At 67.2% G+C, this 14,797-nt stretch carries 10 protein-coding genes and 5 pseudogenes; 7 read left to right on the top strand and 8 right to left on the bottom strand.

What is annotated here, in order from left to right:
- Nucleotides 1-51 precede the first annotated feature (51 nt).
- Nucleotides 52-2,311, top strand: a pseudogene (locus QP165_RS09845) (NADP-dependent malic enzyme).
- 147 nt (nucleotides 2,312-2,458) lie between these two features.
- Here QP165_RS09845 and QP165_RS09840 read toward each other — a convergent pair.
- Nucleotides 2,459-3,248: pseudogene (locus QP165_RS09840) on the bottom strand (SDR family NAD(P)-dependent oxidoreductase).
- 360 nt (nucleotides 3,249-3,608) lie between these two features.
- On the opposite strand from QP165_RS09840, the gene QP165_RS09835 reads away from it, so the two are divergent.
- Nucleotides 3,609-4,232: a CHAP domain-containing protein gene (locus QP165_RS09835; RefSeq protein WP_333995457.1), complete on the top strand. Its 624-nt coding sequence runs from the start codon at nucleotides 3,609-3,611 to the stop codon at nucleotides 4,230-4,232.
- A gap of 22 nt (nucleotides 4,233-4,254) precedes the next feature.
- Here the strand turns inward: QP165_RS09835 and msrB are convergent.
- The 4 genes and pseudogenes from msrB to QP165_RS09815 all read right to left on the bottom strand — a co-directional run bounded on the left by msrB (nucleotide 4,255) and on the right by QP165_RS09815 (nucleotide 8,226).
- Nucleotides 4,255-4,753: pseudogene (gene msrB, locus QP165_RS09830) on the bottom strand (peptide-methionine (R)-S-oxide reductase MsrB).
- Between the two features lie 45 nt (nucleotides 4,754-4,798).
- Nucleotides 4,799-6,052, bottom strand: a complete 1,254-nt coding sequence (locus tag QP165_RS09825) for a cytochrome P450 (RefSeq protein WP_333995456.1) — start codon at nucleotides 6,050-6,052, stop codon at nucleotides 4,799-4,801.
- A 63-nt stretch (nucleotides 6,053-6,115) separates the two neighbouring features.
- On the bottom strand, nucleotides 6,116-7,348 hold the full coding sequence (locus QP165_RS09820) for an ABC transporter permease (protein WP_333995455.1): 1,233 nt from the start codon (nucleotides 7,346-7,348) through the stop codon (nucleotides 6,116-6,118).
- Complete coding sequence (locus tag QP165_RS09815; RefSeq protein WP_333996996.1) at nucleotides 7,345-8,226, bottom strand: ABC transporter ATP-binding protein; 882 nt, start codon at nucleotides 8,224-8,226, stop codon at nucleotides 7,345-7,347. Before QP165_RS09815 ends, QP165_RS09820 begins: the two co-directional genes overlap by 4 nt.
- 117 nt (nucleotides 8,227-8,343) lie before the next feature.
- Here QP165_RS09815 and queG point away from each other — a divergent pair, with 117 nt between their 5' ends.
- Both queG and QP165_RS20020 read left to right on the top strand, forming a co-directional pair.
- Nucleotides 8,344-9,468 carry a tRNA epoxyqueuosine(34) reductase QueG gene (queG, locus tag QP165_RS09810; RefSeq protein ID WP_443019278.1) on the top strand — a complete coding sequence of 375 codons (1,125 nt, stop codon included), beginning with the start codon at nucleotides 8,344-8,346 and terminating at the stop codon, nucleotides 9,466-9,468.
- Nucleotides 9,440-10,826 (top strand): annotated as a pseudogene (locus QP165_RS20020) (MlaA family lipoprotein). The gene queG and the pseudogene QP165_RS20020 overlap by 29 nt, the downstream one beginning before the upstream one ends.
- Here QP165_RS20020 and QP165_RS09795 read toward each other — a convergent pair.
- From QP165_RS09795 to QP165_RS09785, 3 genes and pseudogenes are all read right to left on the bottom strand, one after another.
- Complete coding sequence (locus tag QP165_RS09795) at nucleotides 10,801-11,172, bottom strand: hypothetical protein (protein ID WP_056017763.1); 372 nt, start codon at nucleotides 11,170-11,172, stop codon at nucleotides 10,801-10,803. The pseudogene QP165_RS20020 and the gene QP165_RS09795 sit on opposite strands and share 26 nt — an antisense overlap.
- On the bottom strand, nucleotides 11,169-11,882 hold the full coding sequence (locus QP165_RS09790; protein WP_333995452.1) for an EI24 domain-containing protein: 714 nt from the start codon (nucleotides 11,880-11,882) through the stop codon (nucleotides 11,169-11,171). Before QP165_RS09790 ends, QP165_RS09795 begins: the two co-directional genes overlap by 4 nt.
- 57 nt (nucleotides 11,883-11,939) lie before the next feature.
- A pseudogene (locus QP165_RS09785) lies at nucleotides 11,940-12,504 on the bottom strand (helix-turn-helix domain-containing protein).
- Nucleotides 12,505-12,649: 145 nt separating this feature from the next.
- On the opposite strand from QP165_RS09785, the gene QP165_RS09780 reads away from it, so the two are divergent.
- From QP165_RS09780 to QP165_RS09770, 3 genes are all read left to right on the top strand, one after another.
- Nucleotides 12,650-13,213, top strand: a complete 564-nt coding sequence (locus tag QP165_RS09780) for a DUF6456 domain-containing protein (protein WP_443019365.1) — start codon at nucleotides 12,650-12,652, stop codon at nucleotides 13,211-13,213.
- Nucleotides 13,198-14,157, top strand: coding sequence for a diaminopimelate epimerase (gene dapF, locus QP165_RS09775; protein WP_333995450.1), 960 nt, complete (start codon nucleotides 13,198-13,200; stop codon nucleotides 14,155-14,157). Before QP165_RS09780 ends, dapF begins: the two co-directional genes overlap by 16 nt.
- Nucleotides 14,158-14,242: 85 nt before the next feature.
- Nucleotides 14,243-14,797 (top strand): fasciclin domain-containing protein, encoded by a 555-nt coding sequence (locus QP165_RS09770; protein ID WP_333995449.1) that lies wholly within the window; start codon nucleotides 14,243-14,245, stop codon nucleotides 14,795-14,797.

Genomic DNA, 14,797 nt, shown 5'->3' with positions numbered 1-14,797 from the left:
GTGTTCCGTAAAGGCATGGGCTCCCCCGCAGATACCTCCGAGGCCCCGCGCATGTCCGACGACAATAATCTCCAGTTCTCCGAACGCGAAGCGCTGCTGTTCCATTCGGAAGGCCGTCCCGGGAAGCTTGAGATCATTGCGTCGAAACCGATGGCGACGCAGCGCGACCTCGCGCTTGCCTATTCGCCCGGCGTGGCCATCCCGGTGCAGGCGATCGCCGACGATCCCTCAACCGCGTATGACTATACCGCCAAGGGCAATCTGGTCGCGGTGATTTCGAACGGGACCGCGATCCTCGGGATGGGCAATCTCGGCGCGCTCGCGTCCAAGCCGGTGATGGAGGGCAAGGCGGTGCTCTTCAAGCGCTTCGCCGACGTCGATCTCGATCGATATCGAGCTGAAGACCGAGGACGTCGATCGCTTCATCGATGCGGTCGAGCTGATGGAGCCGACGTTCGGCGGCATCAACCTCGAGGACATCAAGGCGCCCGAATGCTTCATCATCGAGCAGACGCTGCGCGAACGCATGAACATCCCGGTGTTCCATGACGACCAGCACGGGACCGCGATCATCTGCGCGGCGGGGCTGATCAACGCCTGCCGGGTTACCGGGCGCAAGCTCGGCGACATCAAGCTGGTCGTCAACGGCGCGGGGGCCGCGGCGATCGCGTGCACCGAGCTGATGAAGGCGATGGGTGTCCGCCCCGACAACGTCATCATGTGTGACCGTACGGGCGTGATCTATCAGGGTCGCGACGACGTGAACCAGTGGCAGTCGGCGCATGCGACGACCAGCTCGGCACGTACGCTGACCGAGGCGCTGGTCGGGGCCGACGTGTTCCTCGGCCTGTCGGCGGCGGGTGCGCTCAAGCCCGAGATGGTCAAGGACATGGCGGCGGCGCCGATCATCTTCGCGATGGCCAATCCGGAGCCCGAAATCCGCCCGGAGCTGGCGATGGCCGCACGCCCCGACGCGATCGTCGCGACGGGCCGGTCGGATTATCCGAACCAGGTCAACAACGTGCTGTGCTTCCCGTTCATCTTCCGCGGTGCGCTCGACGTCCGCGCGACGGGGATCAACGACGCGATGAAGATCGCCGCGGCCAACGCGATCGCCGAGCTGGCGCGCGAGCGTGTGCCCGAGGAAGTGGCGCTGGCGTACGGCGTCAGCCACAGTTTTGGTCCGGCCTATATCATTCCTGCGCCGTTCGATCCGCGGCTGATGGAGGTCGTTCCCGTCGCGGTCGCCAAGGCGGCGATGGCATCGGGCGTCGCGACCAAGCCGATCCTCGACATCGAGGCGTATCGCCAATCGCTGCGCGCGCGCCTCAACCCGACCACCTCGGTGCTGTCGATGGCCTATGAGGGCGCGCGGGCGCATCCCAAGCGCGTCATCTTCGCCGAGGGCGAGGAAGAGGTCGTGCTGCGCGCGGCGATCGCGTTCAAGGAGGGCGGCTATGGCACCCCGGTGCTGGTCGGCCGCGACGATGTGCCGGACCGGTTGCGCGCTCTGGGCGTCACCGATCCAGAGAGCTTCGAGCTGCACAACAGCCGCGTCTCGCCGCTGGTGCCGCGGATGGTCGAGCTGCTCTATGCCCGCCTCCAGCGTCGCGGCTATCTGCGGCGCGACTGCGAGCGGATGGTGAACCAGGATCGCAACATCTTCGGCGCGCTGCTGCTGCAGCTCGGCGAGGGCGATGCGATGATCACCGGCATCACGCGTACGTACGGCGAGACGATGCGCCAGATCTACCGCGTGATCGATCCGGCAGCGGGCAAGACGCCGTTCGGCATCCACCTGCTCGTCGGGCAAAGTCACACGGTGTTCATCGCCGACACCACGGTCAACGAACGTCCGACCGCCGAACAGCTCGCCGATTTCGCCGAGCAGACCGCCGCGGTCGCGCGTCGCATGGGACATGAGCCGCGCGTCGCATTCCTCAGCTATTCGAACTTCGGCAATCCGAAGGGTGAGTGGCTCGACAATATCCGCGACGCGGTGACCGTGCTCGACGGGCGCCAGGTCGGGTTCGAATATGAGGGCGAGATGGCACCCGACGTTGCGCTCAACCCCAAGCAGTTGGCGAACTATCCGTTCGCGCGGCTTTCGGGGCCGGCGAACGTGCTGATCATGCCGGGTCTCCAGTCCGCGCATATCTCGGCCAAGCTGCTGCGCGAGCTGGGTGGGGATTCGGTGATCGGGCCGATGCTGATCGGCATGGAGAAGCCGGTGCAGGTCGCGCCGATGACCTCAACCGCAAGCGAACTCGTCACGCTGGCGGTTCTCGCGGCGGGCGGCATCGCGCGCTGACAGGCAGGCTCTCTCCCCGGCGGGGAGAGGGAAAGCACGCATAGCGCGCGAGGGTGAGGGCACGGGAGGGAAGGCGGCGCGTGCCCTCACCCTCCCACCGCTTCGCGGCGGGCCCCTCCCTCTCCCCCGGGGGGAGAGGGGTTTTGCTCAGGCGTCGATGCTGGTGCCTAGCGAGGCGTGGACGAGGCCGCCGTCGACGGTGATGGTCTCGCCGATCACGTAATCGCCGGCGCGGCTCGCGAGGTAGATCGCGGCGCCGGCCATGTCCTCGTCGATGCCGACGCGCTTGGCCGGAATTCCTTGCGCGACCGCGTCGCCGTGATCGCGGGCCGCCTTGTTCATGTCGCTGGCGAACGCGCCGGGGGCGATCGAGGTGACGTTGATCGAGATCGGTCACCAGCCGCGCCGCCATCCGCTTGGTCAGATAGATCAGCGCCGATTTCGACGCGTGATAGCTGTACGTTTCCCACGGGTTGAGCCGCTGGCCGTCGATCGAGGTGATGTTGATGACCTTGGCCGGCCGGTCGCGCGAGCCCGACGCCTTGAGCGCCGCGTGCAGCGCCTGCGTCAGGAAGAAGGGCGACTTGACGTTGAGGTCCATGACCTTGTCCCAGCCGACTTCCGAAAACTCCTCGAACGGCACGCCCCAGGCCGCGCCCGCATTGTTGACGAGAATGTCGAGCCGGCTCTCATGCTCGGCGAACTGCGCCGCGAGCGCCTTGCAGCCGGCGACCGTGGACACGTCCTGCGGCAACGCAATGCAGTTGGGGCCGAGCTCCGCCGCGGCTGCCTCGCAGGCATCGGCCTTGCGTGACGAGATATAGACCTTCGCCCCCTGCGCGATGAAGCCCGCCGCGATCATCTTGCCGATTCCGCGACTGCCGCCGGTTATCAGCGCGACGCGGCCGTCCAGGCGAAACAGGGTGGTCGTATCCATGCGGCATCCTCCGGTGTTTTTCGACTGGTATCGCCGCCCGCCGCCCGCCGCAAACCCGATTTTCAAATAGTGTCTGATTGACGGGTCGCGCTTCCATACTCCGGTCGGAAATATCGGAAACTGGCCGTGTCCTGCCCCGCCCGCTTCAGATCCGTGCCGTTGCTGCGCGCGGCGCCAGACGAGAGGCAGTGGTGCGTCAGAAGCCGCATCTGCCGGTTCAGGACGCCAGTGTCGCTGTCGCAAAAAGGAACTCGTCGGTGCGGTAACACGCTTCGTCGGATATGGTTCCGCAGCGACTTTCATTTAAATCGCTGCTCCCGTAGCCAGACTGTGACGAACGGGTTTTGACCGGGGGTCTCGATGAATTTCAAGGCGTTAGCAGCGCGTGTTGCGCTGATGGTATCGTGCGGCCTGATGACGGCCACACCGGCAGCAGCACAGTTCTGGCAGTGCGTGACCTTTGCGCGCTCGGCGTCCGGCATCGAGATCCGCGGCAACGCGAACACCTGGTGGAGCCAGGCCGAGGGTCGCTACGAGCGCGGCCATACCCCGAAGGCCGGTTCGGTCCTCGCCTTCTCGCCGACGTCGCGCATGCGCGTCGGCCATGTCGCGATGGTTTCGAAGGTCGTCAGCGATCGCGAAGTCCTCCTCACCCACGCCAACTGGTCGCGTCGCGGTGCGATCGAGACCAATGTCCGCGCGATCGACGTCTCGAGCGCGGGCGACTGGAGCATGGTCAAGGTGTGGTATGGCCCGCAGGGCGACCTCGGCACCTCGGCCTATCCGACCAAGGGCTTTATCTATTCGGGCCGTGCACCCGCTCTCGATACCGAGACCCAGCCGGCAATGCAGATGGCATCGATCGACACCTCCACATCCGCCACTGCGCGCGCCAACGCCGTATCCGCAGCGGCCTCGAGCGCATCACGCGGCGGCTTCAGCGATCCGCGCCACATCTTCACGCTCGTCGACTCGCGCTTCTGAGACGTGACGCAATGCGCGTCGTCTATGCCGGTTTGAAGGTCAGCGCGTCACCGTTCATGCAATAGCGCTTGCCCGTTGGCTTGGGCCCGTCATCGAACACATGGCCCAGATGACCGCCGCACCGGCGGCAATGCACCTCGGTCCGCGCCATGCCGAGCGTGCGATCCACACGGTTTCGGACGGCATTCGGCAGGGGCTGCCAGAAGCTCGGCCATCCGGTGCCACTCTCGAACTTGGTCTTCGACGAAAACGCCGGCAGCGCACAGCCGCCGCACCGGAAGATCCCGGCACGATGTTCGCCGTTCAGCGCGCTCGAATAGGGCCGCTCGGTCCCCTCCTTGCGCAGCACATCATAGGCGTCCGGCGAGAGCCGCTTGCGCCACTCGGCATCGGTCAGCTGGATCTCGAGATCGCTCGGCGGCTTCGGCGGGCTGTGCGCTGCAACCCCAGAGCGCGAAGCCGGCTGTACCGGCGCCTGCGATTGTCAGAAACGTGCGGCGATCTGAAGATGTCTGCGTCATGGTCATGATGTAAGTACGATCTCGCCCGGCAACAGGATGTGTCGATCAATATCGGCTGATCTCGACGGGTAAGCTACGGTAACCGTGGACAAAGCAGGCGGCCACCCGCTCCGGCTCGGCAATCACGTTGACGCGCATCCGCCGGTTCGCCATCTCCTCGAGAAGGATCGCGATCTGCATTTCCGCGAGCCTTGCGCCGACGCAGCGGTGGATCCCGTGGCCGAATGCCAGATGGCGGCGGGCATTCGGGCGATCGACCCGAATGGAGTCGGCATCGTCGCCAAAGACGGTCTCGTCGCGATTGGCCGACAGATACCACAGCGCCAGCTTGTCCCCCGCCTTGATCGACTGGCCCATCAATTCCGTGTCACGGGTTGCGGTCCGGCGCATATGCGCGAGCGGCGTCTGCCAGCGCAGAATCTCGCTCACGGCGTTTGGAATGTGGCCTCGATCCGCCTCGAGCATCGCGCGGGCATCGGGAAATCGGTCGAGGCCATACGCCAGTGCCGACATCGAATTGCGCGTCGTATCGTTGCCGCCAACGATCAGCAGGATCAGGTTCCCGATGAATTCGTGATGCTCCATATGCGCCATGGCATCCGAGTGGATCATCATGGAGATCAAGTCCGGGGTCGGATCCTTGCCGATCTTCGCATTCCACAGATTCTGAAAATAGGCGCCGCACTCAAACATATGCGTGAGGCGTTGCTTGCGCGTCGTCTCGTCCCGGACGAGTTCGATATCACCTGCCCAGTCGGACCAGAGCGTCAATTTCCGCCGATCGGCCCAGGGAAAATCAAACAGGATCGCAAGCATCTGCGTCGTCAGTTCGACCGAAACCGTATCGACCCAGTCGAACGGCGTATTCCAGGGCAGACTGTCGAGAATATCCGCGGTTCGCCGACGGATATCGGCGGCCATCCGGGCCATCTCGCTGGGGGTAAAGGCGGGTGCCACCGTACGACGCTGGCTGGTGTGCACGGGGCGATCGCGCGCGATGAACATCGGCATGCGGACGTCGCGGTTCTCGTCGAAATCGGCGAGCGTGATGCCGCCTGCTTCCGACGAATAGATCTCGGGCAGCGACTCGACCTCGACGATGCCCTTGTAGGTCGAGACCGACCAATATGCGCCATAGCCCGACCGCGGCACGTGATGGACCGGCGCGGACGTGCGCAGCGTTCGAAAGGGCGCGTGCCACACGTCGTCGCGGTACAGTTCGGCGCGGCTGACATCGAGAGGATCGATCGGATAGACGCGCGGGGGTGCCTGCGCGGTATCCTGCGGAATCGAGGCCATCGTTGCTCTCCTAGCGTTTTGCGCAGGAGATCGCCTGCTGACATTCCTGTCAACAGCGTTGGATCAGTCGGAGCTGCGTCGCCTGCGCCAGAACGGGCGGGCGCTGCCCGATTGCAGCACGCCGCGCCGGAACAGCCGCGCGCCGACCGCAATGAAGATCGTCACCCACAGGGCCTGCCATGCCAGCGCTGCGAAATGCGGCCACAGCTCGGGTGAATTGGCGGCATGGCCCGCCATCGCGAAGGGCGATGACAGGGGGAAGATTTCGGCAAACGTGGCAAGCCAGCTGTCCGGACGCGAGACTGCTGCCGACGACAGGCCGAACATCCCGACCTGAAGGATCGTGATCGGCAGCGAGAGCATCTGGATTTCGCGCATCGTCGAGGCCTGTGCGCCGACGCCGAGGAATACCGATCCGAGCAGCAGATAGGCCATCGAGAAATAGGCGGCGAACAGCAGCATGAACGCAGGGCCGCCAACGGCCGGGGTGAGGTCGCCGATCGCCGCCGCCGCGCCAGCTGGAAGCAGCGACGTGATCTGCCCCACCACGGTGCCCCAGAAGGCGACGAACAATACCGCGACGCCAAACATGCCGATCAGTTTGCCGAAGAAGACCGATTCGAGCGGGACCGCGGCCGCAAGCACCTCGATAACCTTGTTGTTGCGCTCCTCGGCCATCGTGCCGACGACCTGGCCGGAGAGGAACAGCGTCAGGAAGAAGATCCCGAACACCGCGAAGAAGGCCGACTGGTGCTGACCACCGATCGAGGTCCCCGTGCGCGTCATCCGGATCTTGGTCGGGTTGCTGGCTGGCAGCGTCCCGCCAAGTCGTTCCGTCGCCAGCGTCACCTGCGCGAGTGTCGCGAGATAGTCGGCGGCGCGGACATCACGCGATCCGTACAGGATCTGCGGCGCGTCCAGCGGGCCATAAAGCACGGCTGCGGCATCGATATTTTTGGCGTCAAATGCAGCCCGCGCCTGGGCAGCGGGATCGCGCCCCGGGGTGACCGTCATGAGCGCGGGCGGTGTCTCGTCGCGGCGGAACATGGCGCGAAGCCGGGCGTCGCCGCGCTGAATGACCGGCGCGGTTCCGGCGGGAACGATCGCGATGATACGCGCCTTGTCCTGCGCGCCATCGCTGACACTGGCGGCCCCAAGGCCACCGATCGCGCCGAACGAGCCCATGATGACGGGGGCGAAGAGGAAGAGGAGGAAGATCGGGGTGAAGACCGTGGCGATGAAATCGCGGCGGGCGATCGTCATCGTCTGGCGAAGCATGCGGCGAAAGGGGCTCATGGCTGGACGTCCTGCTCGCCGACGATGCGGACGAATGCCTCGTGTAACCCGGGTCTCTCGATCGACAGGCCGGAGATGCCGTACCCGGCATCGATCAGCCGCACGAGCAGCGCCTCGATCCCTTCGCCGGGAAGCTGGAAGCTCCAGCCCCCTGCGCCCACCGGACCGTCTGCGACCGCGTCGCCGGGCAATATGCCGCGGATCGCCGGATCCGGGCGGTGCGGTGTATAGCGGACGCGTTGCGGCAGCATCCCGCGCGCGTCATCGACGGTGCCCTCGAACCGGCGCTTGCCCCCCGCGATGATCGCCAACCGGTCACACAGACGCTCCGCGTGGCTCATGATATGCGTCGAAAACAGGATCGTCGCGCCCCGGTCGCGCTCGACGAGGATGAGCTTCTCGAGTCGTTCCTGGTTGACCGGATCCAGCCCGGAAAACGGCTCGTCGAGCACCAGCAGATCGGGCTGGTGCACCACCGACCCCAGCAGCTGGACGAGTTGCGCCATCCCCTTGGAGAGTTTGCAGATCTTCTCGTCGACGGCATGGCCCAGGCCTGCGCCCTCCATCAACGTCACGGCGCGGGCGCGTCCGGTCTTCCAGTCGAGGCCACGTAGCGCCCCCATGAAGGCGATCGCCTCGCGCGCCTTCATCGCCGGGTAGAGACCGCGTTCCTCGGGCAGATAGCCGACGCGGTCGCTCGCATCGCGCGGGCGGTCGTGACCGAGCAGCGAGCGGTGGCCAAAATCGGGTTCGATGATGCCGAGCAGCATGCGCAGCGTGGTGGTCTTGCCCGCCCCATTGGGCCCGAGCACGCCGTATATCGACCCCGTCGGCACGGCGATGTCGACCCCGTCGACGACGCGCCGGTCTCCGAACATCTTCACCAGCCCGCTCGCGCTGACCGCCCACTTCTCGTCCACGCGCAACTTCCTTCAAACCCCTGGCCTGTGGTAGCGGCGAGCACTCCACCAATACAAGTCATTGGACCGGACCGATTGGAACTTGAAGCACGTCTGAAGGCGAAGGCCGCCGAGCTGGGTTTCGCGGCCTGCGGGATCGCGCGGGCGGATGCCGCGCCGCGTGCAGGCGAGCGCCTTCACCAGTGGCTCGCCGAGGGACGGCACGGCGACATGATCTGGATGGAGGAGCGCAAGCACCACCGCGAAAGTCCGGCCGGGCTCTGGCCCGAGGTGCGCAGCGTGATCGCGCTGGGGATGAGCTATGCGCCGAAGGACGATCCGCTCCGCCTGGCTGACGAGGGCGGAATCGGCCGGATCTCGGTGTATGCGCAGGGGCCGGATTATCACGATGTCATCAAGCGTCAGCTGAAGGCGCTCGGTCGCTGGCTCGCGGTCGATGCAGGGCAGGAGCCCGGCGATTTCGACCTGAAGGTGTTCGTGGATACGGCGCCCGTCATGGAAAAACCCCTGTCCGAGGCCGCGGGGCTCGGGTGGCAGGGCAAGCATACCAATCTGGTCAGCCGTACCGAGGGCAGCTGGCTGTTCCTCGGAGCAATCTACACGACGCTCGACCTCGTGCCCGATCGCGCTGGTACCGATAGCTGCGGCAGTTGCGATGCGTGCCAGCGCGCGTGCCCGACCGATGCGTTTCCGGCGCCCTACAGGCTCGATGCGCGGCGGTGTATTTCGTATCTGACGATCGAGCATTCGGGTGCGATCCCGCACGAATTCCGGCGCGCGATCGGCAACCGCATCTATGGTTGCGACGATTGCCTTGCGGTCTGTCCGTGGAACAAGTTCGCGGCGTCGGCCAAGGCGAACCTGGCCTTCGCACCCCGCGCGGAACTCGTCGCGCCCAGCCTTGCCGATCTGCTGTCGCTCGACGATGCCGGGTTTCGACAGGTCTTTGCGGGATCGCCGATCAAGCGCATCGGTCGCGTCAAGATGACGCGCAACGCCTTGATCGCGGCCGGAAACAGCGGCGAGGCGGCGCTGATCGGGGTGGTCACGGCGCTCCTCGACGATCCGCACGCGGTCGTTCGCGGCGCCGCGGTCTGGGCGCTGCGACTGCTCGATCGCTCGGTCTGGGACACCGAGCGCGCGGCGCGAATGGCCGTCGAGCCGGACGAGGATGTTCGGGCGGAATGGGACCGCCAGTAGGTCGGCCGGCGTAGCGCGCGATTCTTCTGCACAAGATCGCGCCGACGCCATTCGCCGCTTGCGTTGCGCGGACAATCGCCACACCGATGCAGGCGTAGCGTCGGTGCCTGGGCATCGGCGACCGGGAAGGCGACGAGTTCTGATGTTGGCATTTACGACCGCAACGATGATTGCCGCCTTGTCGGGATCGGTTGCGGACGCCCTACCGATGACGCAGGTGACCACGCCGGTCGAAATGCCCGCGACCACGACTACGCCCGCGCCCGCGACTACGCCCACGCCCACGCCTACGCCCACGCCCGCGCCCGCTATCACGCCGGCCCAGGACCAGACGCGGCCGACCGGCGCGGTGCCGCCCGTTGCGACGAGGCCGCGGCAGACATCCGGCAGGGCGGGGGCGTCCAATGCCGCGAGCGACATCGTCGTGGTGGGGCGCAAGCGCGATCCCGGTGACCCGCTGCGGTCGGTCAATGCGCAGGCGTTCGGCGCGACGCAGGCGGTCGACAAGGCCGTGGTCGGGCCGGTCGCGCGCGTCTATCAACGCAAGGTGCCAAGCCCCATCCGCCGGGGAATCCACAATTTCCTGTACAATCTGCGCGAGCCGATCGTGTTCGTGAACTTCCTGCTCCAGTTCAAGCCGGGCAAGGCGGCGGAGACGGTCGGGCGGTTCCTGGTCAATACGACCGCAGGCATCGGGGGTGCTGGACGTCGCCAAGAAGCGTCCGTTCCGCCTGCCGCGCCGGTCGAACGGCTTTGCCAACACGCTGGGCTATCACGGCGTCAAGAACGGTCCGTTCCTGTTCCTGCCGCTGGTCGGGCCGACCACGGTGCGCGATCTTGTGGGCGGAACACTCGACCGGCTGCTGTTGCCGGCGGCGGTCGGTTCGCCGTTCACCGATACGAGCTATACCGCGCCGGCGGGGGTGCTCGGCGCGCTCGATCACCGCGCGGATTTCGACGAGACGCTGAAATGCCTGCATGACGACGCGTCCGATCCCTATGCCTCGTCGCGCGCCTTTTATCTGCACCGGCGTCAGGCGGAGATCGACCATCTCCACCGCCGTCCACCCGCGCCCGCGCCGTTCTGCGAGGATGCGCTGCCCGCGACGCGGCGGTTGACGCCGAACAGCGACGGGACGGTGGATCCGACCCCCGTCGGAGCGCCGCCCCCCGTACCGCCCCCGTACCGCCCCCCGTACCGCCCGCCGTTCCACTCACCGCTCCGACCGCCGTCCCGTCTGCGGCGGTGCCGTCGTCGGGTGCGACCGAACCGGCCCCTGCCGACCAGACGGTGCCTGTGGATCCGGCACCCGCGCCAGTGCCCGAGATCCGTTAGCGGCCGCCGTCGCGACGCGTGAGCGCGGCGACGCAGCTGGCGCGGTCGATCGTGCTGCCATCGGGTTCGCGGGCATCGAGATAGGTGACCTTGGGCTCGCCCGACCCGCTCGGGTAGAGATAGGCATCGAGCACGCAGATGCCGCTCTGGAACTGCAATTTGCGCACGGTGCCTTCACGGACATCGGCATCGGGTTCGCCGAACAGCCGCGTCAATCCGGCGGCGTCCTGGCCCACAACCCGTTCCAAACCCACGCTTGTATAGGGAATGACGGTGCGGCCTACGACGGGCTTGGCGACGGGTGCGGCGCACGCGGCCAGCCCCAGCCCGAGCGCGAGACCGACCGCCAGTTTTGCCGATGCCGTCATTGATCCAGTCCCCCGACGCGGCGTGTGCCGCGGTTTGCGTGATAGTCGTGCGTCGCCATCGCGGCACCCAGGACCGGGGCCGCGATATTGAGCACGGGAACCACGAACAGCCCGGTATTCGCAAGACCCAGCACGAACCGGCGCAAGCGCGTCGTCGCACGCCAGCCCCGCATCGCCCCGGCATCCATGTGACGGGCCGCGACCATGTCGCCGAGATCGCGGCCGAGCAGCCAGCCATTGACCACGAAGAACGCCGCGGCGGTGCCGATTCCGGTAACGAGCAGAGCGACATAGACGGGGAGCATGACGAGATTGACCAGCACGACGCGGAGCGCGGAGCGCAGCCCCATCGCGACGCCGCGCGCGAACGGGACGGGGCGGGCGGTCGCCAGCGCGGCGGGATAATGCCGCGCCTCGACCGCCGCGACGACGTCGTCGGCGAAGATGCCGACCACCGCGATCGCGACGACGCGGAACACGAGCCAGAGCGCGAGCGCGGTGACGAACAGCGCGAAAAGCGCGGCGATTCCCGAGCTCATGTCGGCGGACTGCGCGCCGAACCAGGTCGCCAGCATCGCCTGCGTCCCCCACCACACGCCGATCCCGACGACCATAAAAATCAGCAAGGTCAAGGCCATGCACTTGGCGAACACGCGCAGGATCGGCGGGTCGCCGAGCTGGCCGAGCGCGAGGAGGAGCGAGCGGATCATGCGCCAGCGATGGGCCGGGGGCGGGGGGCGTCAACGGACGAGATCGGCCGCGAGGAATCAGAGTTCGCGGATCAGGCGGACCGCGCGCGCGATCCAGACGGGGCGGTCGATCGTCTGCGGTTCGGTGCCGTGGCCGGGCGGAATAATCGTGGCGCTGCCGTCGGTTATCGTGACGAGCCGGCCAAAGGCGAAGCGCCCGGCGGGGCGCGGGACGAGCACGTCGCGGTAGAGCGCGGTGTCGAACTCGGCCGGCGCGAGCGTGGTGCACCAGAGTACGTCGCCCGCACGATAATCGCCGATCCCGGCCGCGACGGTCAGCGCGACCTGGCCCGGCGCGGCCTGTGGCGGCGTGGCGAGGTTGGGACGCGTAGGCGCCTGTATTCCCGTCGAGATCCAGGATCGCGACCACGGGCAGGTCGGCGCGCTCGGGCATCGTGACGAGATCGACCGTGGCGACGTCGAGCGCGGCAGCGATCCGGTTGAGCCAGCCGACCGAAACGGTCCGCGTCCCCGTCTCAAGCCGGCCGATCGTCTGCGCGGTTGTCGGGGGATCGCAACGCCTTGCGACGTCGTCGAGCGTCAGCCCCTTGGCACGGCGGACGGCACGGATAGCAGTGATCATCGACAGGCTCCGTCGCTTGTACAAACCAAACAGGTTAGTTTCGCTTGCATTTTCTGATCGAATATGGCAAAGAAAACCATATTCGGCAAATGGAAAGGGGCGGCGCATGCAGGAGCTGATCGAGGTCGCGATCGACGGGCAGGGCATGCGGCGGGAGCCTGACAGGGAAGGTGAGCGGGACGCTGACAGGGTGGTCGAGCGGGAGGTGCAGAGGGAAGGTGTCGCGCGGGGCGGACGGAGCGTGACGGTCAACCGGGCGGAGTCGCCGCTGACCTGGCTGCGGTCGCGCGGGCTGATCGACGCGCGGCACTATGCGGCGGGCGAACGGTTGCGCGCGGCGTACGAGACCGCGTCGATCGCGCCGAGCGTGACGATGCGCTGGACGCCGCGCGTCGATGGCGGCGGTCGCGACGGGCTCGATCCCACGAGCGCGCAGATCGCGGCGAAGCGGCGGTTCGAGGCGGCGATCGCGGCGGCGGGGCCGGGGCTCGCGGACATATTGTGGCGCGTGGTGTGCGCGGGCGAGGGGCTGCCCGCGGCGGAGCGCGCGCTGTCCTGGCCGGCGCGCGCGGGGCGGCTGGTGCTGACGCTCGCGCTCGACCGGCTGGCGACACATTATGAGGGCGGGGACGTCAGAGGGCGCGAGGGGGGCGGCGGCTCGCCTTTGCGCGGCGACGCGGGTAAGGGCGCGGCATGCGCTTCGATCTGATCAAATGTCATGGCTCCGGCAACGATTTCCCGCTGATCGACGCGCGTGCGCTGTCGCTGGGCGATGCGGACTGGGCGCGCGTCGCACGCGCGCTGGCGGATCGCGCGGGGCCGGTCGGCGGCGACGGGCTGCTGCTGCTGACCGCGGGTGACGAGGACGGGCGGGCATTCGGGATGCGGATGTTCAATTCGGACGGGAGCAGATCGGAGACGTGCCTCAACGGGCTGCGCTGCGTCGCGCGTGCGGGCTTCGCCGCGACCGGGCTGACGCGCGCGACCGCTCGGCTGAAGACGAGCGATGCGCTGGTCGTGCGCGACGCGGAGATTGCGCCGGGCGTGTTCACGGTGCGCGAGACCGCGGGGCCGGCGTCGCTCGACGTGGCGGCGTGGCCGATGCATGTCGATGCGGACCAGATCGTCGAGACGCCACTGGCCGGACTGCCCTCGACGCGCGCGTTCACCGCGGTGGCGATGCCCAACCCGCATCTGGTGGCGTTCGTCGAGGCGGTCGACGATGCCGAGCTGGTCCGCGTCGGCGAGGCATGCGAGGCGGCGCCCGACTGGCTGCCCAACCGCGCCAATGTGAGCTTCGTCGAGGTGCGCGGGACCGACCTGTTCGTTCGCACGCATGAGCGCGGCGTCGGGCTGACCGACAGTTGCGGCAGCGCGATGGCGGCATCGACCTATGCCGCATGCCTGACCGGACGGATCGCGTACGACACGCCGACGACGGTGTTCAACAAGGGCGGGCTGGTGCGCGCCGATGCGGGCGCGGACGGCATGGTGACGCTGTCGGGGAATGCGACGGTCGAATGGAGCGGGTCGGTGACGGTCGATCTCGAGTCGGGCGAGTCGGGCGTGGAGTCGGGCGCGCGCGACCTGGTGATCACGCGGCGGCATGACGAGGAAATTGCCGCCTGGGAAACATTGCGCAACCCAATGTAAGGAAGCGCGTGCATCGTTGCGGTCCGGGTGGCCGTATCTTCGTCGCGGCAGCCGGATCATCGGCGCCGATCAGGAGAGATGTGCCATGACCCCCATGTTCCGTACGACGATCGTTGCCGCCGCTATCGCTGTCGGCGGCACCGCGCTCGTCGCCGCGCAGACCAACCCGATGGTCGGCGGCGCCGCGATGTACCCGACCAAGACGATCGTCGACAATGCGATCAACTCGAAGGATCACACGACGCTGGTCGCCGCGGTCAAGGCCGCCGACCTGGTCGAGACGCTGTCAGGGCCGGGGCCGTTCACGGTCTTCGCGCCGACCAATGCCGCGTTCAGGAAGCTGCCCGCGGGGACCGTCGACACGCTGCTCAAGCCCGAGAACAAGGCTCAGTTGGCGGGTGTGCTGACCTATCACGTCGTGCCGGGGACGATCACCGCCGCCGACATCGCGGCCAAGGCGAAGGCGGATGGCGGGACGGCCAGCTATACGACGGTGCAGGGCGAGCCGCTGATGTTCGCGAAGTCGGGCGGCGGCTGGGGGATCATGGATGGCAAGGGGCACAAGGGGCGGATCACGATCGCCAATGTGCGCCAGTCGAACGGCATGATCCACGTGATCGACACGGTGATGCTGCCGTAA

Origin of the sequence: Sphingomonas sp. 22R3R2A-7 (genome assembly GCF_036856055.1) — a bacterium.
In the GTDB taxonomy this organism is placed as follows: domain Bacteria; phylum Pseudomonadota; class Alphaproteobacteria; order Sphingomonadales; family Sphingomonadaceae; genus Sphingomonas.
Note: the sequence above shows the minus strand (reverse complement) of the source record. Positions and strands in the feature narration are given on the sequence as shown.

Coding starts and splice junctions, on each gene's coding strand:
- QP165_RS09835 (WP_333995457.1), top strand. CDS start 3,609: ATGAATTTCAAGGCGTTAGCAGCGCGTGTTGCGCTGATGGTATCGTGC.
- QP165_RS09825 (WP_333995456.1), bottom strand. CDS start 6,052: ATGGCCTCGATTCCGCAGGATACCGCGCAGGCACCCCCGCGCGTCTAT.
- QP165_RS09820 (WP_333995455.1), bottom strand. CDS start 7,348: ATGAGCCCCTTTCGCCGCATGCTTCGCCAGACGATGACGATCGCCCGC.
- QP165_RS09815 (WP_333996996.1), bottom strand. CDS start 8,226: ATGTTCGGAGACCGGCGCGTCGTCGACGGGGTCGACATCGCCGTGCCG.
- QP165_RS09795 (WP_056017763.1), bottom strand. CDS start 11,172: ATGACGGCATCGGCAAAACTGGCGGTCGGTCTCGCGCTCGGGCTGGGG.
- QP165_RS09790 (WP_333995452.1), bottom strand. CDS start 11,882: ATGATCCGCTCGCTCCTCCTCGCGCTCGGCCAGCTCGGCGACCCGCCG.
- QP165_RS09780 (WP_443019365.1), top strand. CDS start 12,650: ATGCGGCGGGAGCCTGACAGGGAAGGTGAGCGGGACGCTGACAGGGTG.
- dapF (WP_333995450.1), top strand. CDS start 13,198: ATGCGCTTCGATCTGATCAAATGTCATGGCTCCGGCAACGATTTCCCG.
- QP165_RS09770 (WP_333995449.1), top strand. CDS start 14,243: ATGACCCCCATGTTCCGTACGACGATCGTTGCCGCCGCTATCGCTGTC.